Annotated in this window: 26 protein-coding genes; 15 read left to right on the top strand and 11 right to left on the bottom strand. The window is 50.8% G+C overall.

The window, feature by feature from the left end; genetic code table 11:
- A partial coding sequence (locus ACTHUM_RS06340; RefSeq protein ID WP_440402801.1) for a helix-hairpin-helix domain-containing protein occupies positions 1-1,019 on the top strand: 1,019 nt, incomplete at its 5' end.
- 127 nt (positions 1,020-1,146) lie between these two features.
- Here ACTHUM_RS06340 and ACTHUM_RS06335 read toward each other — a convergent pair.
- Positions 1,147-1,503 carry a hypothetical protein gene (locus tag ACTHUM_RS06335; RefSeq protein ID WP_004520896.1) on the bottom strand — a complete coding sequence of 119 codons (357 nt, stop codon included), beginning with the start codon at positions 1,501-1,503 and terminating at the stop codon, positions 1,147-1,149.
- 109 nt (positions 1,504-1,612) lie between these two features.
- The gene (locus ACTHUM_RS06330; RefSeq protein ID WP_440361210.1) at positions 1,613-1,948 is read right to left on the bottom strand and encodes a hypothetical protein; all 336 of its coding nucleotides are present in this window, start codon (positions 1,946-1,948) and stop codon (positions 1,613-1,615) included.
- Between the two features lie 288 nt (positions 1,949-2,236).
- Between ACTHUM_RS06330 and ACTHUM_RS06325 the strand changes: the two genes are divergently transcribed.
- The 4 genes from ACTHUM_RS06325 (at position 2,237) to ACTHUM_RS06310 (ending at position 6,712) form a co-directional block, all read left to right on the top strand.
- Positions 2,237-2,731: a restriction endonuclease gene (locus ACTHUM_RS06325; RefSeq protein WP_004520899.1), complete on the top strand. Its 495-nt coding sequence runs from the start codon at positions 2,237-2,239 to the stop codon at positions 2,729-2,731.
- Positions 2,732-2,752: 21 nt separating this feature from the next.
- Entirely contained in the window at positions 2,753-3,616 is an 864-nt protein-coding gene (locus tag ACTHUM_RS06320) for a mechanosensitive ion channel family protein (RefSeq protein ID WP_004520900.1), read from the top strand.
- 71 nt (positions 3,617-3,687) lie between these two features.
- Positions 3,688-4,554, top strand: a complete 867-nt coding sequence (locus tag ACTHUM_RS06315) for a hypothetical protein (protein WP_004520901.1) — start codon at positions 3,688-3,690, stop codon at positions 4,552-4,554.
- A gap of 121 nt (positions 4,555-4,675) precedes the next feature.
- Positions 4,676-6,712, top strand: coding sequence for a M3 family metallopeptidase (locus ACTHUM_RS06310; RefSeq protein WP_049336939.1), 2,037 nt, complete (start codon positions 4,676-4,678; stop codon positions 6,710-6,712).
- 353 nt (positions 6,713-7,065) lie between these two features.
- Here ACTHUM_RS06310 and ACTHUM_RS06305 read toward each other — a convergent pair whose 3' ends face one another.
- Positions 7,066-7,329, bottom strand: coding sequence for a hypothetical protein (locus ACTHUM_RS06305; protein WP_004520905.1), 264 nt, complete (start codon positions 7,327-7,329; stop codon positions 7,066-7,068).
- A 234-nt stretch (positions 7,330-7,563) separates the two neighbouring features.
- Between ACTHUM_RS06305 and ACTHUM_RS06300 the strand changes: the two genes are divergently transcribed.
- Entirely contained in the window at positions 7,564-7,983 is a 420-nt protein-coding gene (locus tag ACTHUM_RS06300) for a CopD family protein (protein WP_004520906.1), read from the top strand.
- A 38-nt stretch (positions 7,984-8,021) separates the two neighbouring features.
- Positions 8,022-8,492: a CYTH domain-containing protein gene (locus ACTHUM_RS06295; RefSeq protein ID WP_049336938.1), complete on the top strand. Its 471-nt coding sequence runs from the start codon at positions 8,022-8,024 to the stop codon at positions 8,490-8,492.
- Positions 8,493-8,649: 157 nt separating this feature from the next.
- Here ACTHUM_RS06295 and ubiG read toward each other — a convergent pair whose 3' ends face one another.
- The 4 genes from ubiG to ACTHUM_RS06275 all read right to left on the bottom strand — a co-directional run bounded on the left by ubiG (position 8,650) and on the right by ACTHUM_RS06275 (position 11,681).
- Entirely contained in the window at positions 8,650-9,363 is a 714-nt protein-coding gene (gene ubiG / locus ACTHUM_RS06290; RefSeq protein ID WP_191620595.1) for a bifunctional 2-polyprenyl-6-hydroxyphenol methylase/3-demethylubiquinol 3-O-methyltransferase UbiG, read from the bottom strand.
- A gap of 162 nt (positions 9,364-9,525) precedes the next feature.
- Positions 9,526-10,059 (bottom strand): c-type cytochrome, encoded by a 534-nt coding sequence (locus tag ACTHUM_RS06285; RefSeq protein ID WP_049336936.1) that lies wholly within the window; start codon positions 10,057-10,059, stop codon positions 9,526-9,528.
- A gap of 462 nt (positions 10,060-10,521) precedes the next feature.
- Positions 10,522-10,794, bottom strand: a complete 273-nt coding sequence (locus ACTHUM_RS06280) for a GIY-YIG nuclease family protein (RefSeq protein ID WP_440361211.1) — start codon at positions 10,792-10,794, stop codon at positions 10,522-10,524.
- Complete coding sequence (locus tag ACTHUM_RS06275; RefSeq protein WP_107769108.1) at positions 10,791-11,681, bottom strand: LysR family transcriptional regulator; 891 nt, start codon at positions 11,679-11,681, stop codon at positions 10,791-10,793. The genes ACTHUM_RS06280 and ACTHUM_RS06275 overlap by 4 nt, the downstream gene beginning before the upstream one ends.
- A 120-nt stretch (positions 11,682-11,801) precedes the next feature.
- Here ACTHUM_RS06275 and ACTHUM_RS06270 point away from each other — a divergent pair, with 120 nt between their 5' ends.
- A complete protein-coding gene (locus tag ACTHUM_RS06270) occupies positions 11,802-12,458 on the top strand; it encodes an NAD(P)-dependent oxidoreductase (protein ID WP_107769107.1) in 657 nt (218 codons plus the stop codon).
- Positions 12,459-12,695: 237 nt separating this feature from the next.
- Here the strand turns inward: ACTHUM_RS06270 and ACTHUM_RS06265 are convergent, their stop codons facing one another.
- Complete coding sequence (locus ACTHUM_RS06265; protein ID WP_107769106.1) at positions 12,696-13,151, bottom strand: PH domain-containing protein; 456 nt, start codon at positions 13,149-13,151, stop codon at positions 12,696-12,698.
- Between the two features lie 102 nt (positions 13,152-13,253).
- On the opposite strand from ACTHUM_RS06265, the gene ACTHUM_RS06260 reads away from it, so the two are divergent.
- From ACTHUM_RS06260 to ACTHUM_RS06245, 4 genes are all read left to right on the top strand, one after another.
- Positions 13,254-13,484 (top strand): helix-turn-helix domain-containing protein, encoded by a 231-nt coding sequence (locus ACTHUM_RS06260; protein ID WP_049344313.1) that lies wholly within the window; start codon positions 13,254-13,256, stop codon positions 13,482-13,484.
- Positions 13,485-13,609: 125 nt separating this feature from the next.
- Positions 13,610-14,974: a tRNA uridine-5-carboxymethylaminomethyl(34) synthesis GTPase MnmE gene (gene mnmE / locus ACTHUM_RS06255; protein WP_107792232.1), complete on the top strand. Its 1,365-nt coding sequence runs from the start codon at positions 13,610-13,612 to the stop codon at positions 14,972-14,974.
- Between the two features lie 1,027 nt (positions 14,975-16,001).
- Positions 16,002-17,804 (top strand): DNA recombination protein RmuC, encoded by a 1,803-nt coding sequence (gene rmuC, locus ACTHUM_RS06250; protein WP_107810427.1) that lies wholly within the window; start codon positions 16,002-16,004, stop codon positions 17,802-17,804.
- Between the two features lie 37 nt (positions 17,805-17,841).
- The gene (locus ACTHUM_RS06245) at positions 17,842-18,636 is read left to right on the top strand and encodes a glycosyltransferase family 8 protein (protein WP_107810426.1); all 795 of its coding nucleotides are present in this window, start codon (positions 17,842-17,844) and stop codon (positions 18,634-18,636) included.
- Between the two features lie 196 nt (positions 18,637-18,832).
- Here ACTHUM_RS06245 and dapD read toward each other — a convergent pair whose 3' ends face one another.
- From dapD to fur, 3 genes are all read right to left on the bottom strand, one after another.
- Positions 18,833-19,654 carry a 2,3,4,5-tetrahydropyridine-2,6-dicarboxylate N-succinyltransferase gene (dapD, locus tag ACTHUM_RS06240; protein WP_107792234.1) on the bottom strand — a complete coding sequence of 274 codons (822 nt, stop codon included), beginning with the start codon at positions 19,652-19,654 and terminating at the stop codon, positions 18,833-18,835.
- Positions 19,655-19,916: 262 nt separating this feature from the next.
- On the bottom strand, positions 19,917-20,663 hold the full coding sequence (gene aat, locus ACTHUM_RS06235; RefSeq protein WP_070460638.1) for a leucyl/phenylalanyl-tRNA--protein transferase: 747 nt from the start codon (positions 20,661-20,663) through the stop codon (positions 19,917-19,919).
- 77 nt (positions 20,664-20,740) lie between these two features.
- Positions 20,741-21,238, bottom strand: coding sequence for a ferric iron uptake transcriptional regulator (gene fur / locus ACTHUM_RS06230; RefSeq protein ID WP_003682812.1), 498 nt, complete (start codon positions 21,236-21,238; stop codon positions 20,741-20,743).
- 151 nt (positions 21,239-21,389) lie between these two features.
- On the opposite strand from fur, the gene ACTHUM_RS06225 reads away from it, so the two are divergent.
- From ACTHUM_RS06225 to prmA, 3 genes are all read left to right on the top strand, one after another.
- Positions 21,390-21,785 carry an outer membrane protein assembly factor BamE gene (locus ACTHUM_RS06225; RefSeq protein ID WP_049336924.1) on the top strand — a complete coding sequence of 132 codons (396 nt, stop codon included), beginning with the start codon at positions 21,390-21,392 and terminating at the stop codon, positions 21,783-21,785.
- A 9-nt stretch (positions 21,786-21,794) separates the two neighbouring features.
- A complete protein-coding gene (dapB, locus tag ACTHUM_RS06220; protein WP_049336916.1) occupies positions 21,795-22,604 on the top strand; it encodes a 4-hydroxy-tetrahydrodipicolinate reductase in 810 nt (269 codons plus the stop codon).
- Positions 22,605-22,693: 89 nt separating this feature from the next.
- Positions 22,694-23,581 carry a 50S ribosomal protein L11 methyltransferase gene (prmA, locus tag ACTHUM_RS06215; RefSeq protein ID WP_049336915.1) on the top strand — a complete coding sequence of 296 codons (888 nt, stop codon included), beginning with the start codon at positions 22,694-22,696 and terminating at the stop codon, positions 23,579-23,581.
- Positions 23,582-23,597 lie beyond the last annotated feature (16 nt).

Raw genomic sequence — 23,597 nt, 5'->3', positions numbered from 1 at the left:
CGCCCGACATCAACGAATCCGACTACCGCTTCACGCCGTATCCGAACATGAAAATCCGCTACGCACTCGGCGCGATTAAAGGCACGGGCGAAGCCGCCGTCGAATCCATCATCGCCGCGCGGCAAAGTGGCGGCAAGTTTACCGGCCTCTTGGACTTCTGCGAGCGCGTCGGCAAAGAACACATGAACCGCCGCACCCTCGAAGCCCTAATACGCGGCGGCGCGTTCGACAGCATCGAGCCCAACCGCGCCATGCTCTTGGCGAACATCGACCTTGCCATGAGCAACGCCGACCAAAAAGCCGCCAACGTCAATCAGGGCGGACTTTTCGACATGATGGAAGACGCCATTGAACCGGTGCAGCTCATCGACGCGCCCATGTGGAGCGAATCGGAAAAACTCGCCGAAGAAAAAACCGTCATCGGCTTTTACCTGTCCGGCCACCCGTTCGGCCCGTATGCCCAAGAAGTCCGCCAAATCGCCCCGACCAAATTGGGCCGTCTGAAACCGCAAGACAGCGTACGCCTCGCCGGATTCGTTACCGCTGTGCGCACCATGATGGGCAAACGCGGCAAAATCGCCTTCGTCAGCCTTGAAGATTTGAGCGGTCTGGTGGAAATCATGGTCAGCGGCCACACGCTGGAAAACTGCGCCGACTACCTCAAATCCGACCAAGTGCTGATTATCGAATCCAAAGTCAGCCGCAACGACTACGGCGGCGGCGACGGTCTGCGCATTATGGCAAACCAAGTCATGACCCTGCAAATGGCGCGCGAACGCTACGCCCGCAGCCTCAGCCTCGTCCTCGCCCCCGGCCACGATATCGCACGCCTCGCCGCCATCCTCACCGCCCACCGCCTGCCCGACACGTCGCACATTCCGCTGCAACTGTCGTACAGCAACGGCAAAGCATCAGGCAAATTGAAAATTGCGCCAAAATGGATGGTAACGCCAAGCACCGCCTTGTTTGACGAACTGGAAACATTGCTCGGCAGCAGGGCCGTCCGCGTGAATTGGTAAAACTAAAGGCCATCTGAAACTATACGTTCAGACGGCCTTTAATTTAAAAAGCGCTTTAAAAACATAAATCAGATAAAGATTCAGGCTTTCAGACGACCTTATTGTATAGGGAGATTATCTGAAAAGTTTATTGTACAAAGCCTTTGGCCAATAGGGAAAAGTAGCCCACAATAAAGGGGAACGACAATGCCGAAACAATACCCAGCACCCAGTAAATACATTGGTTCAGTACAGTTTTTGAGGCGGTAAGCCGCAACAGTTTGAAATACAGAGAGAACCAGGTTGATGACAAGGCAATAATCAGCAAAAAGCTGACTAGGGAGAAGGAACCGGAGAAAGCGTATCCCAGCATTGTCCCTATCGTGGCATAAAGCATGCCTGCGCCTAGCGCCCATTTCCAGATGGGATAAAGCCTATCGGGAAAATTCAGTGTTCCGGAGGCTTGGAGCCTGCCGAATACCAATACAAATATGATGTCAAACATAATAATGGCTGTTTTAGTGTAGGGTACGACAATATATATGAAAAGGGGGTGAAAATACCCCCCCTTTCCCTACAGATGCTCCATATTAAAGGCCGTCTGAAAAACAGTTTTATTTAACGATTTCAACCGGGCCGTGGTCGTCGCAGTGGTCGCCATGTTGGTGATGCAGACGGCCGTTGACGATGTAGTCAACGTGATCGCCGTGCGGTACGGCTTCGTGGCCGCAACCTTCGCCGTGAACGTGGCCGTGGCAGGTGTCAACCGGATGGCAGCCGTCAGGGTTGGTTTCATTGACGCTCAGAGCATGCTTGTCGTAGTGGCCGTTGTGCTCATGGTGCAGGTGGCCGTCGTGCAGATAATCGACGTGGCCTTCGTGTTTGATGGCAGTGTGGCCGCAGTTTGCGCTGTGAACGTGGTCATGATGTTCGTGGGTTTTACAGGTCATTTTTCTCTCCTAATGTTCAGTGAATAGCAATCTTTCTCGATTGATTATTCCATCTTATCTTTTTTTGATGCAAACGTAAATAATTTTACAGTTATTAATATATTGTTACGCTATATCATCTGTTGATATATAAGCCTATTTTATTTTTCAGACGGCCTTTCATCTATAATTCATTTATTTTCAGCGAGAACTTCAAACCCTTCCGGCAATGTAAAATATCGAATTTTTCAGCCGTAACAGGTAACATGGAAACAAAGGGATGAATCCTTCAAACAAACAGGTACTGTAATGGGAAAACAAGCCAAACTTTATATGGTTCGCAGCACGCAAGGTGCGCTTTATGATGTATTTTTTGAACGCGGTGTTGCGGCATTGGCCTGGCCTATGCTGGCCGAAGCGGCGGCCAAGGGTTTTGGCCGTGAGGAGCTGACCGATATTTACCGTTCGGCCGTACCGGATGTGAAGTTGAGAACGGCGCAATCGGGCGCGGCTCAGGTGTGGCGGTTTGTCAACGAATTGGCTGATGGAGATGCCGTACTGACCTACTCGCCTGCTTTGCGCCGTTATCGGGTCGGCAGGATTACGGGCGGCGCGGTACATTGTCCGCAATGGGACGATGAAAAAATGTCGCTGGTGCGGCCGGTTGAGTGGCTGGGCGAAGTGTGCCGTGATGATTTGAGTGCGGCTACGCAACGGGCTTTGGGCAGCGTGGCAACTTTGTTTGCGGTATCGGAAGCGTGTGCGGCAGAAATTTTTGAACGCGTGGGTTTTCAGACGGCCTAAGAAGGGAAAGGAAACAGGATTATGTGGAACACCATGCATGAATGGCTGAACGCTTTGCCTGTCAGTGAAGAAATCATTAAATCGGCATTGATGTCGGTATTGATGATTGTGGCCGTCATTGCCGGGCGCAGCATTTTGCTCTCGGCGCATTTTCGCAGCCATCCGGATTTGAGCATTGAAAACAAACGCCGCTCGCTGGTGTTCAGCCGCAACGTGACCATGTTGCTGATCCTGCTCGGGCTGGCGATGATTTGGGCGGCGCAGATTCAAACTTTGGCCTTGTCGATGTTTGCAGTGGCCGCGGCGATTGTGGTGGCAACCAAAGAGCTGATTATGTGTTTGTCCGGCAGCATCCTGCGCTCGGTAACCAAACAATACTCCATCGGAGACTACATCGAAATCAACGGCCTGCGCGGACGGGTGGTCGATATCAATATGCTGAACACGCTGATGATGCAAATCGGCCCTAATCCATTGATCGGCCAACTTTCCGGCAAAACGCTCTCGTTTCCCAACAGCCTGCTTCTGAGCCACACCGTGCGCCGCGACAATATTTTGGGCAATTATGTGATTCATACGGTGGAAATCCCCGTGCCGATTCATTTGGATTCGGACGAAATCATAGGCCGTCTGAAAGCCGTTCTTGAGCCCTTGTGCGCAGCCTATGTTCCCGTTATCCAACAATATTTGGAAAACGTTCAAGCGCAAAAACTCTTTATTACCCCCGCCGCCCAGCCGCGCGTGTCCCGCGTGCCGCATGATGACAAGGTGTACCACATCATCGTACGCTTCGCCTCCCCCGTTTCCAAACGGCTGGAAATACAACAGGCCGTCTTAGACGAATTTTTGCGCACGCAATACCGACTGATCAACCAAACAAAATAGTACGGTTTGTTTATTGATACAATTAAATCCCTTACAATAATGAAGTTCACAATCAACAATAAGGAAAAGTCATGTTGCCCGAATCAGCCCTTGCCGAAATGTATCCCGTCATTATGACCCCCAGCCATGACGGCAAATATTTCCACAACTACACCCTCTCGCTTCTGAACATCGTCCACACCAACGCCTCCCTCGGCCTGCCGCTGCAAGTAATGATGCAGCGCGGCGAAAGCCTGATTACGCGCGCGCGCAACAACTGCGTGGCCAAATTTTTGGAAAACAAAGAATGGACGCATTTATTCTGGATTGACTCCGACATCGGCTTCTCTCCCGACTCATTCTACCGCCTGCTCTTGGCCGATAAAGACGTTGTAGCCGGCGTTTATCCGCTCAAACGCGAAAACTGGCCGAAAGCAGGCCTTCCGGCCGGCATGACCCAAGCCGATTTTGAGCGTATGTACACTTCTTACACCGTCAACACCAACGACAAAGATGAAAACGGTGAAATCGTATTGAAAGTCGATGAAGACGGTTTTATGAAAGTCCATGACGCGCCAACCGGCTTCATGGTTATCAAACGCAGCGTATTTGAAAAAATGATAGAGGCCTACCCCGAGTTGAACTACGTCTCCGACAGCGACTACAGCCCGGAAAACAAAGGCCTGCACTACCGCTTCTTCGACTGCATGGTCGATCCCGAAAGCAAACGCTACCTGTCTGAAGACTACACCTTCTGCTACCTCTGGCGTCAAATCGGCGGAGAAGTGTACGTCGACGTGCAATCCAACCTGACCCACCAAGGCGCAAAAGTGTATCGCGGCTCGTTTGCCGAATCCCTGCAAACCAATGTTGCCAATGCGGTTTATGCCCCAGAAGGCACCACCATGCGCCTCGAGCTGGCTGCGCCATTGCACGCCAATCCGCGCGGCGCAGAATAAGATTGGCCGACAGGAAGGCAGGACACTTTAATTCTGCCTGTCTGCCACCATATAACGCCTATCGTTTTCTTTTCAGACGGCCACAAGGCCGTCTGAATCCATCTTATTCAGGAGAAACCATATGAGCGACAACGTCCTGCTCCACTTGGGCGAAGAACCCCGTTTCGACCAAATCAAAACCGAAGACATCAAACCCGCCCTGCAAACCGCCATTGCCGAAGCGCGCGAACAAATCGCCGCCATCAAAGCGCAAACGCACACCGACTGGGCCAACACCGTCGAAAAACTGACCGACATTACCGAACGCGTCGGCCGCATTTGGAGCGTGGTTTCCCATCTCAACTCCGTAGTCGACACGCCCGAATTGCGTGCCGTATACAACGAATTGATGCCAGAAATCACCATCTTCTTCACCGAAATCGGTCAAGACATCGAGTTGTACAACCGCTTTAAAATCATCAAAAACTCTGCCGAATTCGACACCCTCTCCCCGGCGCAGCAAACCAAGCTCAACCACGACTTGCGCGATTTCGTCCTCAGCGGTGCCGAATTGCCGCCCGAACAGCAGGCAGAACTGGCGCAACTGCAAACCGAAGGCGCGCAACTGGGTGCCAAATTCGCACAAAACATCCAAGACGCAACCGACGCTTTCGGCATTCACTTTGACGATGCCGCGCCGCTTGCCGGCATTCCCGAAGACTCCCTCGCCATGTTTGCCGCCGCCGCGCAAAGCGAAGGTAAAACAGGCTACAAAATCGGCCTGCAAATTCCGCACTACCTCGCCGTCATCCAATACGCCGACAACCGCGAACTGCGCGAACAAATCTACCGTGCCTACGTTACCCGCGCCAGCGAATTGTCTGACGACGGCAAATTCGACAATACGGCCAACATCGACCGCACTCTCGAAAACGCATTGAAAACCGCCAAACTGCTCGGTTTCAAAAACTACGCCGAGCTGTCGCTGGCAACCAAAATGGCCGACACGCCCGAACAGGTTTTAAACTTCCTGCACGACCTTGCCCGCCGCGCCAAACCGTTTGCCGAAAAAGACTTTGCCGAAATCAAAGCCTTTGCACGCGAGAGCCTGAATATCGAAGATCCGCAATCTTGGGATTTGAGCTACGCCGCCGAAAAACTGCGTCAAGCCAAATACGCCTTCAGCGAAACCGAAGTGAAAAAATACTTCCCTATCAGCAAAGTATTGGCAGGCCTGTTTGCCCAAATCAAAAAACTCTACGGCATCGAGCTGGCTGAAAAAACCGTCCCCGTTTGGCACAAAGACGTGCGCTATTTCGAGCTGAAACAAGACGGCCAAACCATCGGCGGCGTTTACATGGACTTGTACGCACGCGAAGGCAAACGCGGCGGCGCATGGATGGACGGCTACAAAAGCCGCCGCCGTTTCGCCGACGGTACGCTGCAACTGCCGACTGCTTACCTCGTCTGCAACTTCACCCCGCCGGTCGGCGACAAAGAAGCGCGTTTGAGCCACGACGAAATCATCACCCTCTTCCATGAAACCGGCCACGGCCTGCACCACTTGTTGACCCAAGTTGACGAAGTGGGCGTATCCGGCATCAACGGCGTCGAATGGGACGCGGTCGAGCTGCCCAGCCAATTCATGGAAAACTTCGTTTGGGAATACGACGTATTGGCGCAAATGTCCTCGCACGAAGAAACCGGCGCGGTATTGCCGAAAGAGCTGTTCGACAAAATGCACGCGGCTAAAAACTTCCAACGCGGTATGTTCCTCGTCCGTCAAATGGAATTTGCCCTCTTCGACATGGAAATCTACCATCAGGAAGATGAAGGCCGTCTGAAAGAATGGCCGCAAATCTTGGACAAAGTGCGCCAAGAAGTCGCCGTAACCCAACCGCCGGCATACAACCGCTTTGCCTTGAGCTTCAGCCACATCTTCGCCGGCGGCTACTCCGCAGGCTATTACAGCTACGCATGGGCGGAAGTTTTGAGCGCGGACGCTTACGCCGCTTTTGAAGAAAGCGACGATGTTGCCGAAACAGGCCGCCGCTTCTGGAAAGAAATACTGGCCGTCGGCGGTTCGCGCAACGCAGCCGAATCCTTCAAAGCCTTCCGCGGCCGCGAACCAAGCCTGGATGCCCTGCTCCGCCACAGCGGTTTCGACAACGCAGCTTGATTTGAAAATCCGCCGTTTTAATTGCTGATTCAACGCTAAAGGCCGTCTGAAATATTTCAGACGGCCTTTTTATAATCCATTCAATATGTTCAGCAAAACAAATAAAACCATTCAACCGATAAAACTACCCGGCGCGGAACGCCGCAATGATTGCCAAGCTCAATATTTTCCCAATGCAGACCAACCGCCCATAAAAACAGGGCATGTTCCCATGCCCTATCATTTGAATTTCAGACGACCTTTCGGTTGTCAAAATTTATTAGGAACAATGAGTACACCTATCCCTAACAAGACTTCGAGAAAAACAGAAGTCCGCATTTCAAACCCCTATCTCCCCCTGCCCATCGCTAAAATTAGTTTTTGCCTTTTTTATCGCCGGCAGCCAAACGCATATTGATAAATTCCATCATCAAATCTTTTTTCGTCCAGAAAAAGGTTTTCATTTTTTCCAAAGAATAGATTTTCCGAATCATCGCCGGCAATCCTGCGTGAACGATGGCCGCGACTTCGCCATTGGTTGTTTCGTTGTCCATGGCGGCTTTGAGGTTTAGATTGTGCGTATTCAGGTAGTTGCTAAGCTCTTTCCTGACGCTGTTGCTGATTTCAAATTGTTTCATGTTTTCCGTCCATAATGTTTTTATAATTAAATAGCATAGGATTTTAACAAGTTTTTTGCATTGTGCATATATTAACTTGCATATTGTTGCGAAATTTACAATTTGGTTTTTGGGTAAAATCGCGCCTGCAACACATTGTTGCGGCGCACTAAATCGGATTGTTTTGACTATTTTGTTTTGGCTCGGGCCGTATTGCGGATAAAATAATGGTTTTAGGTTTTGGGGCCGTCTGAAATGTATTTGTGGTTTAAGCTGTTACACATATTTTTTGTGATTTCTTGGTTTGCCGGACTGTTTTATCTGCCACGGATTTATGTGAATCTGGCGCAATTAGAGCCTGGTAGCGTGGAATATGTACGGCTGACGGATATGTCGCGCAGGCTGTACCGCTTTATGTCGCCTTTGGGCTGGGGAACGCTGATATTTGGCGCGGCCATCGGGTTTGTAAATAATTGGTGGGGCAACGGCTGGCTGGCGGTTAAATTATTGTGCGGCCTGCTGCTCTTGGCTTACCAGCTTTATTGCGGCCTGCTGCTGCGCCGTTTTCAAAACGGCAGCAATGTGTATTCGCACCGCTGGTATCGGGTATTCAACGAACTCCCCGTATTGATGATGGTGGCCGCGCTTTATATGGTGGTTTTCAAGCCGTTTTGATCTTCAGACGGCCTGTTTGGTAAATAAGGAAAGAATTCATGACGGTCGAAATCGAACGCCGCTTTTTACTGGCAGATGACAGTTGGCGCAAAGCGGCAAGCGAGCCGCTGGTGTTGCAACAGGGCTATTTGAGCGTGGAAAAAGAGCGCACCATCCGCGTGCGGATTATCGGTTCGCAAGCATGGCTGACCCTGAAAGGCTATATTTCCGACATGACGCGCAGCGAGTTTGAATACGAAATTCCGCTGGCTCACGCGCAAGTGATGATGGCGGATATGTGCCCGTTTAAAATGGAAAAATACCGCTATCGGGTCGAATTTGAAGGTTTTGTGTATGAAATCGACGAATATTTCGGCGACAATGCGCCATTGATTGTGGCGGAAATCGAATTGCCGTCTGAAGATACCGAGTTTCCCAAACCGTCTTGGCTGGGCAAGGAAATCACGTCAGACGGTAAATTCACCAATGCGTATTTGAGCAAACATCCGTATTCGTCTTGGACGGAATAAGGGCGACAGCTGCACTGCACAGACAAAAAAGGCATGTATCGAACATGCCTTTTTTCTTTTCAGACGGCCTGATTTACCTTACCGATATTTGTATCAAGCTGCTTTCGACATACCGTTTCAAATATCGGGCAAGCCCGTGTGTTTTATCAGTTGAACTTTACGCCGGACGGCAGGCCACCATATAGTTAACCTCGGTCGAGTCGCACAGGGAATAACGACCGCTCAACAAATTGTAGGTCATGCCCTTGCTGCCGACGGTATCCAATCCGGCTTGGCGGCACATACGCGCAAGTTCTGCCGGCGTAATGAATTTTTTCCAGTCGTGCGTGCCTTTGGGGACGAATTTCAACAGATATTCCGCGCCGACAATCAGATGCAGATAAGATTTGGGATTGCGGTTGATGGTGGAGAAAAACACCATGCCGTCAGGTTTGACCAGTTTCGCACAGGCTTGAACGATGGCAGACGGATCAGGAACGTGTTCCATCATTTCCATACACGTTACCACGTCAAAGCTATGCGGCTGCTCGGCGGCGAGGTCTTCAACGCGGATGCAGCGGTAATCGATATTGGCAACGTGTTGGCTGGCCGCATGGGCAGCGGCGGTTTGCAGGGATTTTTCCGCCATATCGATGCCGGTCACGTGTTCTGCACCGCGTTTGGCCATGCTTTCCGACAAAATACCGCCACCGCAGCCTACATCTAACACACATTTGCCTGCCAATCCGGTATAGCCGTCGATATAGTTTAGGCGCAAGGGGTTGATGTCATGCAGGGGCTTGAATTCGCCGTTTTTATCCCACCATTTGTCGGCGATTTGGCTGAACTTGGCGATTTCGCCGGCATCTACGTTGTCGTGTTGATTGCTCATGGTTTGCTCCTGCATAAAATAATTCGCCTGATTTTAGCCGATTGTGCTTCAAAATAAAATGTTTCAGACGGCCTTTGCCTGTTTATCGGCCCTATTTCAACTTTCATCCGTCTGCCCATAAAAAACGCACCTTGTGACAAGGTGCGTTTCAATCGGTGCGGTTTAGAATTTAGCGCCGGATTCGTTGGCCATGTAGTCAACTGCGGCTTTCACTTCATCGTCGCTCAAGCTGCCGTTGCCGCCTTTGGCAGGCATGGCTTGGAAGCCTTCGATTGCGTGTTTGTGCAGAGTGTCTTTACCTTGTTTAATGCGAGGCGCCCAGTCTTCTTTTTTGCCTACGGCCGGAGCGCCGGGAATCAAGCCGCTGTGGCATGCTTTACAGTTCGCTTCAAAAACAGCTTTGCCGTCCACTTTGGCGGATTCGGCAGGCTTGGCTTCAGCGGCAGGCGCTTCGGCTTTCTCTTCAGGCTTGGCGGCTTCTTCAGGTTTGGCGGCTTCCTCTGCTTTGCTGGCGGCGGCTTCAACCTTATCGGCAGCTTCTTGAGCGGCAGATGCAGTCGCATCGGCAGCAGAAGCGGCTTCGTTTTTCACTTCAGATGCAACGGCTTGAGCAGTCTCTTGTGTCTCCTGTTTAGCCTCTTGGGAACAAGCTGTCAAACCAGCCATCATCATTACGGCAATCAGTAATTTGTTCATGTTCTGTCTTTCCTTAATTTTATTTAAATCACTGTTTTATATAAACAGCTTAAAAATTCTAGCATAGAAACTAATACTTTTGACCTACACTATAATAAATATTGGTATAAATCAGATTTTGTCTCAAAAACTGAAAAACATATTGACACCACCTCTCCACTCGGATAGAAATTCACCCCATTTGTCATGAAATGCGATAACTTTCATTTTATTGTTCAAGCAGTTACTCATTTTATTTTCAAAGTTTCTTTTAGAATTCAACTTTTTACCGACTTCTCCATAAGTAGCGTCAACCTAAAAGCCATCCCCATCCAAACAGGCCGTTTGAATCCCAATCAGGTTTCAGACGGCCTTTTTGAATCATGTTAATAAACATTTGCCGCTTGGCCATGCAAAAGACACCGGCAGGCTTACTTGTTTATAGAGTTTTTCATATTCCGACTACAATTTAATCCAATGCCATTAGCCTTTTGCCAAGGTTTCAGCTTCAGTCCACAATCCCCGCTTCTGCTCTGCCGTCAATTTCTTAATGCCGATTTCCTGTTTTAGCGCTTCACTCTTGTTCAGGCCGTCTGAAACGATGCGCATCTCGACAGGCTTGTTCAAACGCGTGTATTTCGCGCCTTTTCCTGACAAGTGCGCCGTAAACCGCTCTTGCGGATGGTTGCTGATGCCGCAATAAAACGCGCCGTTTTCGCACAAAATCAGGTAAACGCTCCAATTTTCCGCGTTCATAAATCCCCTTCCTTGGCAAAACTCTCGGTAAAAATGCGCACGGCAACCTCGGTTTTGGCAGACTGCACACGATAAGGCGTTACCAAATAAAGGCTGACCGGCGGCAATGTCCATTCAGGCAAAACCGCTTTCAGACGGCCTTGTGCAATTTTCTCCCTCACTTCGCCGCCCACCTGCAAAGACAAACCAAATCCGCTTTCGGTCAGGTTACACACGGCGGCAAGATGCGTACAGGCAATGCTGTCGGCGATGTCGAGGAAATAGCTTTCTTCACCATTTTGCAAGGTCGTGCGGACAGGTAAAAGATGCAGCCAGCGGTGTGCATGAAGCTGAGAGGGATGGGTAATGGGCGGATGCCGGTCAAGATAATCCGGCGCGGCGCAAATGATGTACGGCCAAGTCACGAGATGGCGCGCGACCAAATTGGGATCGTCCAAAGCGCGGTCGCCGCCGCGTATGGCGATGTCGGTCTGATTGTGTTGCAGGTCGTCCAAAGTATAGCTGAAATTAAGGACGGGGCGGATTTTGGGAAACTCGGTTTGCAATCGTGAAAAGGCCGTCTGAAAAGCGCGGGATTCGATGACCGTAGAAGTCAGGGAAATGCGCAATTCGCCGACAGGTTCGGTTTTCAGATTGTCGATAACGGTACGCGTATCGGCAAGGGTGGCGGCGAGACGGCGGCAGTATTCGCCCAAGGCGCGGCCGGCATCGGTAGGCGCAAGGCTGCGCGTGCTGCGGTTTAACAGCTTGATGCCGTGCAGGGTTTCGAGGCGATTGATGTGCTGGCTGACAGCAGACGGGGTCATGCCCAGCGCGGCAGCGGCGGCATTCATGCTGCCATGTTCGAGGACAGTAGCGAAAACAAGCAGGGGTTTGATGTCTTGCATTTAGAAATAATTGTTTAGTTTAACTTCACAATAATAACAGTAAATCAGGGATTATCAAGCATTTCAGACGGCCTTACAATGCACTCATCTAATCAATCACATCCCCACAAGGAGTTAAATATGAAAATCGCAGTTATCGGTGCAACAGGTTATGTCGGCAACGCAGTCGTTCAAGAATTAGCAGGCCGCGGTCATAAAGTAACCGCTTTCGCCCGCAACACAGACAAAGTGTTCCAAGCGCAAAATGTTGCCGCAGTCTCCGCAGATGTCAATGCAGCCGATTTTGCCGACAAACTGGCCGGTTTTGATGCCGTAGTCAGCGCGTTCAACCCGGGCTGGACCAATCCCAACATCGGCGCGGATTTCACACACGGCGCAAACAGCATTGTCGAAGCAGCAAAAGCAGCGCAAGTGCCTTATTTATTGCTCGTCGGCGGCGCGGGCAGCCTGTATGTGGCACCCGGTTTGCAAGTTATCGATACGCCCGACTTCCCGAAAGAAATTTTCGACGGCGCCAATGCCGCACGCCATCTCTTGGCAGAACTCCTGCCGCGCCGCGATGTGAACTGGTCTTTCGTTTCCCCTCCGGCACGACTGGGCGCGGACGGCGGTTTCAGCGAAGACAAAACCGGCAAATACCGCTTGGGCAAAGACGATTTGCTGATGGACGGTGAAATTCCGGCAGGCATCAGCGTGGCCGATTTGGCAGTCGCCATCGCCGACGATGCGGAAAACAAAGCGCATTTGTTTGAACGCTTTACTGTCGCCGCCGTTTAATCATCTTAATTTAAAGGCCGTCTGAAACCCAAAGTTTCAGACGGCCTTTTCATATTCGGATTGATAGAAATAAATATTTAATTACAATTTTGCTATAGCAAACATAACTAACTTCCGATATTTCAAGGCTTCCAACCTCGTCAGTCCCACCTGCGCGGAAATGACGGCAATAGGTATTGCGTATCGAAAATAAAGTAATTGGGCTATATAAAACAAAAACCACCGTTTCCACCCACCTCAAACGGCAGGCGGTTTTAATTCAATTTGATTTTTCGAGCCACCACCAATTTCGTTATCTATAAAATCATTGAATTGTTGACGGAACTCCATTGGTCGTGCGATATAAGGAATCGGAGCATGACTGCCGCCCGTCCCTCTGACCACTACGGAGCCATAATTGAAAATCCTGCCCCAAAAACCTTGATTTACCGAAATACTTTCGATACGGTTGATATTTATCTCAATTGTTTGCCGGCGGATAAAGCCAAACTTAGCGATAACCCTTTTGTTAGTTAAAGCAAGCTCGGTTGTCATTACATTCAATACCGCGAACACTATAAATACGATACCGATTACCCACATCAACAGCAGGATACCGAAAAAAATCCTCCAGAATTGGGAAAACCACGATACTTGCGCTTTATAAACAATACGTTCACCTCGCCCTAAAGAGCTTTCAATATAACTTGTCATTTAACATTCTCCACATTAGGTATTTTCCAAAAATACGGATTATAATCCGTGGATAAATAGGCGTCAAAATTGGATATTTTGAGATTTGTGAAGACAAATCTCATGAGTAAAATCAGTGTTTTGATAGGTATAAAAATCCGAGAAATCCGCAAACAGTCCAATATCAACCAAGAAAGCTTAGCCTTACTTGCCGATATAGACAGAAGCTATATGGGTAGAATAGAAAGGGGGGAGGTCAACATAACGGTTGATAAACTATATCAACTGTCTTCTGCTTTAAACTGTTCCGTACACGACTTACTACCGGATGATTTGGAAATTAAAAATACCTGAACCGTTTAAGTAGTCCGCCCACATTGCCAATCTGCTAAAAAGGTCGTCTGAAACCCCAAAACCCAAAGTTTCAGACGGCCTTTTGCTATAATACGCACATTAAATTTACCTATACGCGAGTTCTCATGTCCGTAACCCAACCCACCATCGCCGCCATCGCCACCGCACCCGGACGCGGTGGAGTCGGCGTGATCCGCCTTTCCGGCAAAAACCTGCTGCCTTTGGCGCAAACCCTCAGCGGCGGCAAAACGCCCAAGCCGCGCACCGCGCTTTACACCGACTTTCTCGGCGGCGACGGACAGCCGATAGACAACGGCATCCTGCTCTACTTCGCCGCGCCAGCCAGCTTTACCGGCGAAGACGTGATTGAGTTGCAGGGACACGGTGGCCCCGTCGTGATGGACATGTTGCTCTCGCGCTGCCTCGAACTGGGTGCGCGCATGGCGGAGCCGGGCGAATTTACCAAACGCGCCTTCCTCAACAACAAACTCGACCTTGCACAAGCCGAAAGCGTCGCCGACCTCATCGACGCCTCCAGCAAGTCTGCCGCACGTATGGCGTTGCGTTCGCTCAAAGGCGCATTTTCCCGACACATACACGAGCTGGTAGACGACCTTATTACTTTGCGGATGCTGGTCGAAGCCACGCTGGACTTCCCCGAAGAAGACATCGACTTTCTCGAAGCCGCCGACGCGCGCGGCAAGCTCCAAGCCCTGCAAGGCCGTCTGGAAACCGTGCTTGCCAGTGCGGAACAAGGCGCGATTTTGCGCGAAGGCATGAACGTCGTCCTCGTCGGCGCGCCCAACGTCGGCAAATCCAGCCTGCTCAACGCCTTGGCTGGCGACGACATCGCCATCGTAACCGACATCGCCGGCACCACCCGCGACACCGTGCGCGAACAAATCACCCTCGACGGCGTGCCCGTCCACATCATCGACACCGCCGGTCTGCGCGAAACCGACGACGTGGTCGAACAAATCGGCATCGAGCGCAGCCGCAAAGCCGTCTCCGAAGCCGATGTCGCCCTGATTCTGATTGACCCGCGCGAAGGCTTGAACGCCAAAACCCAAGCCATTTTGAACAGCCTGCCCGAAGGTTTGAAAAAAATCGAAATCCACAACAAAGCCGACCTGACCGGCGAACCTGTCGCCGTCCGTTCAGACGGCCTCGCGCAAACCGGCGCGGAAAGTGTCATCAGCCTGTCCGCCAAAACCGGCGCGGGTCTTGACTTACTCAAACACGCGCTGTTGCAGGAAGTCGGCTGGCAGGGCGAAAGCGAAAGCCTGTTCCTCGCCCGCAGCCGCCACCTCAACGCCCTGCACGAAGCCGAAGCCGAGCTGGAAAACGCCGCCCTCTGCGACAACAACCAAATCGAGCTTTTCGCCGAACACCTGCGCCTCGCCCAAAACGCGTGCAGCGAAATCACAGGCGAATTTACCGCCGACGATTTGCTGGGCGTGATTTTCTCGCGCTTCTGTATCGGCAAATAAAACGGTTTGCCATCAAATACAAAGGCCGTCTGAATGTTCAGACGGCCTTTTTTATCACCAAAACAAGCTTAATTTCACTTGCGTTTATTTATTGGCAGCTTCTGCCATATTTTTTGCGATTTTGGTTGCGCCAACTGTCAAACCGGACATGCCGATCAAAGAAGCCGCAGCCAATTTGATTAATGTTTTCATTTTAACTCTTTTCTGTGTATTTAAGGGTGTGTTGTGTATTTTTTATTTGTCGGCATCAGCCATATTGTGGGCGATATTGGTTGCGCCGACGGTCAGGCCGGACATACCGATTAAAGAGGCTGCTGCCAGTTTAATTAAAGTTTTCATTGTTTGTCTCACTTTCTTGTCTGTCGGCCGAAAAACGGCCTAAGTTGCGTTTTCTGAAGTATTGTAATCAATTCGTTTATAATTGAATTATTTGTGTACTACCGTTTCAATATTGTAGGCGACGCCGAGTGCGGAGGCCGGTATCCCCGACATACCGATTAAAGAAGCGACGGCAAGCGTTATTAAATGTGCCATTTTAAGTAGTCCTTTTTCATAGATACAAAATGTTATTTAACAACATACACATTTTTTCGCCGGCATCTGCGCCGCCGACAGGACGAATCATACCGTGTTAATCGTTAATTAATACGACTTTTTCGTAAAGATAAAATGATAAAAATGTACATAATGAAGATTTTAGTTAATTTATATTTTGTTTTGAAAATGACACCGATGTCTTTTTCAATGACACCGATGTCTTAATTACATATACACTACAAACGTATCTTTCTGCGCCCATAAAATCCCTCCTTTTTTGTTGCAAAATTGCACTCTAAATTAAATATATTTTTAAATTCAAAATGTTACAAAATTATATTTTTTGCAAACCAAATATTCATTTAGTCAAAACCAATACCTTTGATAGCTTCTTTTAAAGAAAACACACGTTTCTAGCGCATATCCGACCATAAAATGCGCTGCAAATATATGATATAGTGAAACATTCTGCATATTGACTATTTCCAGCATGAACAACACCCTAATCCTGACCGGTGCGGCCGCATTTTTTATCGGCGCGCTGTTTGCTTGGCTGATAACACGCTACCAAACCCAAAGCCGACACTTTATTGTTTTACAAGAATTGGCCGAAAGCCGCCGCCTGCATGAGTTTGCCGAACAGGTGCAGGCTCAAACTGCGGCGGACTTGGCGCAAAGCCGCCATACCGTGCAGGAATTGCAAGACGAATTGCAGGAGACAGGCAACCGCTTTGCCGCAGCCGAAAAACAGATTGCCTATCTGCAAGATTGCGAGGCCGAAGCCGAAGCTTTAAAACACGAATGTGCAAAATGGCAGCAAAGCGCGCAAAACCTGCAAATCAACAACGAACGCCTCAACACGCAACTGATTCAAGAACAGGCATTGAGTGCGGATAAAAATACGCTTTTACAACAGCAGGAAACGGAAAAAGGCCGTCTGAAACAAGACTACGACACGCTGTTGGAGCAAAACCATGCGCTGCAAGTCCAAAACGAACGCCTCTCCACACAACTGGCGCAAGAAAAAGCCAATATCGACGACAAAAACAGCCTTTTACAGCAACAGGAAGCTGAAAAAGGCCGTCTGAAACAAGAATACGCCGCCCTTTTGGAGCAAAACCACGCGCTTCAAGTCCAAAACGAGCGCCTCAACACCCAATCGGAAAAAGACCGTCAGGCTGCCGAAGAAAAACTAACCCTGCTGGCAGATGCTCGTAAAAACCTGAGCGACCAGTTCCAAAACCTCGCCAACACTATTCTGGAAGAGAAAAGCCGCCGCTTTACCGAACAAAACCACGACCATCTCCAGCAACTACTCAATCCGCTCAACGAACGCATACACGGCTTCAGCGAGCTGGTTCAGCAGACTTATGAAAAAGAAGCCAAAGAACGCCTGACCATCGAAAACGAGCTCAAACGCCTGCAAACACTCAACACCCAGCTCCACCACGATGCCAAAGCGCTGACCACCGCGCTGACCGGCACGCAAAACAAAACCCAAGGCAACTGGGGCGAGATGATTTTGGAAAGCGTATTGGAAAATTCCGGCCTGCAAAAAGGCCGCGAATACATCGTTCAAGCTTCCAGCGTCCGCCACGAAGCAGACGGCACCCAACGCCGCCTCCAGCCCGACGTCCTCATCAATCTGCCCGACAACAAACAAATCGTCATCGACTCCAAAGTATCGCTGACCGCCTACGTCCGCTATACGCAAAGCACCGGCGCAGAAGCAGAGCGCGAGCTTGCCAACCACGTCGCCAGCATCCGCGCCCACATCAAAAGCTTGGCAGCGAAGGATTACACCGACCTTGAGGGTGTCAAAACGTTGGACTTCGTCTTTATGTTCGTCCCTGTCGAACCGGCCTACCTCCTCGCCCTGCAACACGATCCAAACCTCTTCCAAGAGTGTTTCGACAAACGCATCATGCTGACCGGCCCCAGCACCCTGCTCGCCACCCTGCGCACCGTTGCCAACATCTGGCGCAATGAGCAACAAAACCAAAACGCACTGGCCATTGCCGAGGCAGGCAGCAAACTTTATGACAAATTTGTTGGCTTTGTCGAAAGCATGGACGGCATCAACAAAGCGCTTGGTCAGGCTCAATCTCAGTTTCAGACGGCCTATGGCCGCTTGGTTTCCGGCAGGGGCAACCTCATCAGCAGCACCGAAAAACTGCGCAAATTGGGCATCAAAGCCGGTAAGCAACTGCAACGCGATTTATTAGAAAAAGCCATGTCGGAAAACGAAGACCACGCCGCTTTACCGACCGCACAAGACCAAGAAAATGACTGATAAAACTTAAGACATTGCAAATAAAGGGAATTTAACAATGAGCAACATCACCATCGTCCTTGCCGCCGATACCGGTTATGCCGAGCAGGTTCATACACTGATGAAGTCCGTCTGCACACACAACACAAATGTCAATTTCTACCTCATGCACAATACCTTCAGACGGGAATGGATCGACTATACCAACCAAAAGCTCGCGGCCAGCGGCGGCCGTCTGAATGATGTCAAAATCGAGATGGACTTCAGCCAATATCGCCGCCTACCCCATATTTCGGATGCCGCATTTTTCCGTCTGATGATGCAGCACCTTCCTGTCGACCGCGCCCTGTATCTCGACAGCGATATGGTGGTTACCCAATCCCTGCACGATTTGTTCAACCTCGATATGCACGGTTATCCCGTTGCGGCGGTACAAGACTCCTTTCTTGCCCGTACCGAATGGAATCACCCGACCGGCCTGCACACTACGCCCTATTTCAATTCCGGTATGTTGTTGGTCGACCTGGCGCAATGGCGGGAACAGAATATCGCGGCGCAACTGCTGCAAACTGCTGCCACCATTGACAAATCCGTTCCCTACGGCGACCAATGCTTTCTAAACACCGTATTTCAAAAAAATTGGCTGCAATTGGAAGAATCTTGGAATTTTCAAACAGGCGCAGTCCAATATTTCCAAAAACGAAATCTCGGCGAAATATTCCCCAAACCTGACACCGTCCCGCCCGTTATCCACTACACCACACGCGCCAAACCGTGGTTGTGCGATTACGGCAAGATTCCTTTTGAAGAAATCTATTGGCAATACTATTGCGCCGACTGGCCGGAAGCGTAGTCCCAGAAAGGGAATACCCTTCCCTTGCCTCAATTGACCTTAAAACAACCCATCATCAAAAACAAAAGGCCGTCTGAAATCGTTTCAGACGGCCTTTAAGCCATAAAAAAACAGGCAGAACATTCTGCCTGTTTTTTTGTTCAAAACTAACCATAGAGTGAGCATACCACCTTCAATCAGCGTTATCGTTATCCGATTAGATACCGCGCAACAATTCATTCACGCTGGTTTTCGCACGGGTTTGCACGTCCACGCGTTTGACGATAACTGCGCAGTAGAGGCTGTGGCTGCCGTCTTTGGAAGGCATGCTGCCGGATACGACAACCGAACCAGCCGGTACGCGGCCTTGATAGATTTCGCCGGTAGTACGGTCAAAGATTTTTGTGGATTGACCGATGAATACGCCCATAGAAATCACGCTGCCTTCTTCGACAATCACGCCCTCAACGATTTCAGAACGCGCACCAATAAAGCAGTTGTCTTCAATAATGGTAGGGCTGGCTTGCAGAGGCTCGAGGACTCCGCCGATACCGACACCGCCGCTCAAGTGCACGTTTTTACCGATTTGCGCGCAAGAACCGACAGTCGCCCAAGTATCGACCATCGCACCTTCGTCAACGTATGCGCCGATATTGACATAAGAAGGCATCAACACGACATTTTTCGCCACAAAGCTGCCACGGCGGGCAACCGCACCCGGAACTGCGCGGAAGCCTGCGCTGCGGAATTCGTCTTCAGACCAATCGGCAAATTTAGTCGGCACTTTGTCGAAGTATTTGTTCACACCGTCGTTGAGGATTTCATTGTCCTGAATGCGGAAAGACAGCAATACGGCTTTTTTCGCCCATTCGTTGACTTTCCATTCGCCCACACCCAAACGCTCGGCAACGCGCAGTTTGCCGGAGTCGAGTTGGCGGATGGTTTCCAAAACCGCTTCACGCACTTCGGGGGTAACGGTATGCGGATTGATTTCGGCACGGTTTTCAAAAGCCGTTTCAATGATGTTTTGCAAAGACATGTTGATTCCTTCAAGAGATCAGGGCCGTCTGAAACCTATTCAGGCCGCCCTATTACAAATATTTAACTCGTTATTTTGCCATGTAAAAGCGATTTCGTCAGCTATTAACATGATTAGCGCCGAGCGTTACACGGCCGGATTTTGGTTAAGCCAAGATTTTCAGACGGCCTGTTCAAGAGAGTTGAATCGTATTTATTTTCCAACCGGTTTCCCAATCACAATATGCAGACTGTCGATTCTGCCGACACACCGTGCCGATAAATCAATCTTCGCCGCCAATCTTTTGCAGAAGATTTTCAGCCACCACGCCGCATTCGATATTCCGCTTTAACGGTTTCGCGTTCAAATCTTTCAAGGCCGTCTGAAAGTCGGCGAAATCCATCAACTGCGAACCGAAACGGCGCATATGTTCCGTATCCTGCTGACAGTCTATCAGCGCAACGCCCAAATCCTCCAAAAACGGTACGGCGCAGGCAAACGCAATCTTTGACGCATCGGGACGCAAAGCAAACATCGATTCGCCATAAAACACGCAGCCGATTTGCACGCCGTAAAACCCGCCTGCCAACTGCATTTCGCCTTGCTCATCCGGCAGCCAGCATTCAAACGAATGCGCATGCCCCTGATGGTGTAGCTTCAAATAGGCCGTCTGAAACGCAGGTTCTATCCACGTTCCGTCCTGTTCTGGACGCGGCACATTGGCGCAATGGGCAATCACTTTTTCAAAACAGCGGTTGACCGTTACCCGATACGGCTTGTGACGCAAAGTTTTGGCGAGCGAACGGCCTATATGCAGGCTTTCCGGCACAATCACAGCTCGCGGCGCAACCGCATACCAGAAAAACCAACCGTCGCGGCTAAACCACGGAAAAATCCCCTGCCCATACGCCGACAACAGCCGCCCCGTATCCAAATCGCCGCTGACGCCGACCAAGCCGTCGCATTCGGCCAAAGCGTAAGACGGGTCGGGGAAACGATAATCCCGTGGTGCAAGAAAAGGAATCTTCATCGCAAAGCCCATAAAGTTTCAGACGGCCTCAGGCTGAAAATGCCCAAGGCCGTCTGAAAAATCAACATACAAACTGCTTAACGTTTGGTTTTGGTTTGGCATTCGCCGCATACGCCGTACATATACAGCGCGTGATCGACGATGCGGTAGCCGTTTTCTTCGGCAATTTTGTCTTGCAGCGCTTCGATTTCCGGATTGTGGAATTCGGTTACTTCGCCGCATTTCACGCAAACGATGTGGTCGTGGTGATCGCCTTTGTCCAATTCGTAAACCGCTTTGCCGGTTTCAAAGTGGTGGCGTTGCAAAATGCCGGCCTGTTCAAACTGGGTCAACACACGGTAAATCGTAGCCACGCCGATTTCCACGCCCTCTTCCAACAGGATACGGTACACATCTTCCGCACTCAAATGCTCCTCGGCATGAGTCTCGAATAAGTCCAAAATTTTCAAACGTGGACCCGTAACTTTCAAACCGCTGTCTTTCAATTGCGCAATGTTGCTGAATTTTTCCATAATATTCAATATCCCTGTAAGGTAATAACCGTTATAATACGCACTTTCCGCCCGTTTGCCCACTATTGGGCCGTTAAAGGGCGGCAATCTGCCGCCGGTCTTGCAATTGAAAATCGGCGAAAAGAAAAATTAAGAAGATGATTATCGTTTGCTTTTTAAAAATATTCAAGCGATGATAAACATCTTTCCCGAAATGACACAGAAAGGTAAGCCCGTGAATAAAGCCTTATGCCTTGCCATCGCCGCTATTTTAGGTCTGGCCTCATGCAGTGCCGAGCGCGTATCCAACTTTCCATCCTACAAACTTAAAATCATTCAAGGTAACGAGCTCAATCCGCGCGCCGTGGTTTCCCTGCGCCAAGGTATGACCCGCGACCAAGTCCAACTGCTGCTCGGTACGCCACTCCTGCGCGACGCCTTCCATGCCGACCGCTGGGATTACACTTTCAACACCAGCCGCAACGGCATCATCAAAGAACAAAGCAACCTGACCCTGTACTTTGAAAACGATGTCCTCACACGCGCCGAAGGTGATGCCATTCAGAAATCCATCGAAGCGGTTCAAGCCGGACAAAACATCGTTCCGACCACCGAAACCAAGCCGCAATAAGGAAGCCCCATGAGCGCATTGAAAATCGCCATTGCCGGCGTCAACGGCCGCATGGGTCGCGTTTTGGTTGAAGCGGTCAACAACCATCCCGATGCCGTCCTTTCCGGCGCACTCGAGCATTCCGGTTCGGAAGTATTGGGTTTGGATGCAGGCTTCGCCTCCGGCCTCAAAACCGGCGTTACCATTTCAGACGACGCAGATGCCGTACTGGCTCAAAGCGATGTCCTCATCGACTTTACCCGTCCCGAGCCAACCCTGAAACACCTGCAAAAATGCGTGGAAAAAGGCGTCAACATCATCATCGGCACCACCGGCTTCGACGACGCAGGCAAAGCCGCCATCCAAGCCGCAGGCGAAAAAATAGGCGTTGTCTTCGCCGCCAACTTCAGCGTCGGCGTCAACCTGACCTTCCACATCCTCGACACCGTCGCCCGCGTGTTAAACGAAGGCTACGACATCGAAATCATCGAAGGCCACCACCGCCACAAAGTCGATGCCCCAAGCGGCACCGCGTTGCGCATGGGTGAAGTCATTGCCGACGCACTCGGCCGCAACCTCAAAGAATGCGCCGTTTACGGCCGCGAAGGCCACACCGGCCCGCGTGATCCGTCCACCATCGGTTTTGCCACCGTCCGCGCAGGCGATATTGTCGGCGACCACACCGCCCTCTTCGCCACCGACGGCGAGCGCGTGGAAATCACCCACAAGGCCAGCAGCCGCATGACCTTTGCCGCCGGTGCTGTACGCGCCGCAGTTTGGGCAAACGGCAAAAAAGGCCTGTACGATATGCAAGACGTACTGGGTTTGAAAAACCGATAAACCCGCATCATCAGGTTTCATACCTTACAAGGCCGTCTGAAAGCACAACGTCGATTTTCAGACGGCCTTATTAAAAAGAAAGCCCCACCATGTCCTATCAACAAATCACCATCAACGTCAACGATGCCGTCGCCGAACGCCTTGCCGACGCGTTGATGGAACACGGCGCATTGTCCGCCGCCATTGAAGATGCCTACGCCGGCACAGAAAACGAGCAGGCCATTTTCGGCGAGCCGGGCATGCCGACCGAGCAAATCTGGCAACAAAGCAAAGTCATCGCCCTTTTCGGCGAAAGCGACGACGCCGCTTCCATTATCGAATCCGCCGCGCAGGAATGCGGTTTGAACGATTTGAAATACACCGGCGAAATTCTTGAAGATCAAGACTGGGTACGCCTGACCCAAGCGCAATTCGACCCGATTCAAATTTCCGACCGCCTATGGATTACCCCGTCTTGGCACGAAGCGCCCGACGGCAACGCCGTCAACCTGCAACTTGACCCGGGTCTTGCCTTCGGCACAGGCAGCCATCCGACCACCCGCCTCTGCCTCAAATGGCTCGACACACAGCTCAAAGGCGGCGAAAGCGTATTGGACTACGGCTGCGGCTCAGGCATTTTGGCCATTGCCGCCCTCAAACTCGGCGCAGGCTCCGCCATCGGCGTAGATATTGACGAACAAGCCATCCGCGCCAGCAAAGACAATGCCGCGCAAAACAACGTTGACGCGCAGTTCTACCTGCCGGACGGCCTGCCGCAAGGCCAATTTGATGTCGTTGTCGCCAACATTCTGGCCAACCCGCTGCGTATGCTCGGCGAAATGCTTGCCGCGCGTACCAAACAAGGCGGCCGCATTGTCTTGTCCGGCCTTTTGGACGAACAAGTCGAAGAACTCAGCGGCATTTACAGCCAATGGTTTGACATTGAGCCTGCCGAAATCGAAGAAGGCTGGGCGCGATTGAGCGGCGTCAAACGCTAAACCCGTTTTCCGATAC

It is taken from the genome of Neisseria sp. P0021.S006, assembly GCF_051956895.1.
This window is presented reverse-complemented; position numbering and strand designations above follow the sequence as displayed.

Coding starts and splice junctions, on each gene's coding strand:
- ACTHUM_RS06335 (WP_004520896.1), bottom strand. CDS start 1,503: ATGTTTGACATCATATTTGTATTGGTATTCGGCAGGCTCCAAGCCTCC.
- ACTHUM_RS06330 (WP_440361210.1), bottom strand. CDS start 1,948: ATGACCTGTAAAACCCACGAACATCATGACCACGTTCACAGCGCAAAC.
- ACTHUM_RS06325 (WP_004520899.1), top strand. CDS start 2,237: ATGGGAAAACAAGCCAAACTTTATATGGTTCGCAGCACGCAAGGTGCG.
- ACTHUM_RS06320 (WP_004520900.1), top strand. CDS start 2,753: ATGTGGAACACCATGCATGAATGGCTGAACGCTTTGCCTGTCAGTGAA.
- ACTHUM_RS06315 (WP_004520901.1), top strand. CDS start 3,688: ATGTTGCCCGAATCAGCCCTTGCCGAAATGTATCCCGTCATTATGACC.
- ACTHUM_RS06310 (WP_049336939.1), top strand. CDS start 4,676: ATGAGCGACAACGTCCTGCTCCACTTGGGCGAAGAACCCCGTTTCGAC.
- ACTHUM_RS06305 (WP_004520905.1), bottom strand. CDS start 7,329: ATGAAACAATTTGAAATCAGCAACAGCGTCAGGAAAGAGCTTAGCAAC.
- ACTHUM_RS06300 (WP_004520906.1), top strand. CDS start 7,564: ATGTATTTGTGGTTTAAGCTGTTACACATATTTTTTGTGATTTCTTGG.
- ACTHUM_RS06295 (WP_049336938.1), top strand. CDS start 8,022: ATGACGGTCGAAATCGAACGCCGCTTTTTACTGGCAGATGACAGTTGG.
- ubiG (WP_191620595.1), bottom strand. CDS start 9,363: ATGAGCAATCAACACGACAACGTAGATGCCGGCGAAATCGCCAAGTTC.
- ACTHUM_RS06285 (WP_049336936.1), bottom strand. CDS start 10,059: ATGAACAAATTACTGATTGCCGTAATGATGATGGCTGGTTTGACAGCT.
- ACTHUM_RS06280 (WP_440361211.1), bottom strand. CDS start 10,794: ATGAACGCGGAAAATTGGAGCGTTTACCTGATTTTGTGCGAAAACGGC.
- ACTHUM_RS06275 (WP_107769108.1), bottom strand. CDS start 11,681: ATGCAAGACATCAAACCCCTGCTTGTTTTCGCTACTGTCCTCGAACAT.
- ACTHUM_RS06270 (WP_107769107.1), top strand. CDS start 11,802: ATGAAAATCGCAGTTATCGGTGCAACAGGTTATGTCGGCAACGCAGTC.
- ACTHUM_RS06265 (WP_107769106.1), bottom strand. CDS start 13,151: ATGACAAGTTATATTGAAAGCTCTTTAGGGCGAGGTGAACGTATTGTT.
- ACTHUM_RS06260 (WP_049344313.1), top strand. CDS start 13,254: ATGAGTAAAATCAGTGTTTTGATAGGTATAAAAATCCGAGAAATCCGC.
- mnmE (WP_107792232.1), top strand. CDS start 13,610: ATGTCCGTAACCCAACCCACCATCGCCGCCATCGCCACCGCACCCGGA.
- rmuC (WP_107810427.1), top strand. CDS start 16,002: ATGAACAACACCCTAATCCTGACCGGTGCGGCCGCATTTTTTATCGGC.
- ACTHUM_RS06245 (WP_107810426.1), top strand. CDS start 17,842: ATGAGCAACATCACCATCGTCCTTGCCGCCGATACCGGTTATGCCGAG.
- dapD (WP_107792234.1), bottom strand. CDS start 19,654: ATGTCTTTGCAAAACATCATTGAAACGGCTTTTGAAAACCGTGCCGAA.
- aat (WP_070460638.1), bottom strand. CDS start 20,663: ATGAAGATTCCTTTTCTTGCACCACGGGATTATCGTTTCCCCGACCCG.
- dapB (WP_049336916.1), top strand. CDS start 21,795: ATGAGCGCATTGAAAATCGCCATTGCCGGCGTCAACGGCCGCATGGGT.
- prmA (WP_049336915.1), top strand. CDS start 22,694: ATGTCCTATCAACAAATCACCATCAACGTCAACGATGCCGTCGCCGAA.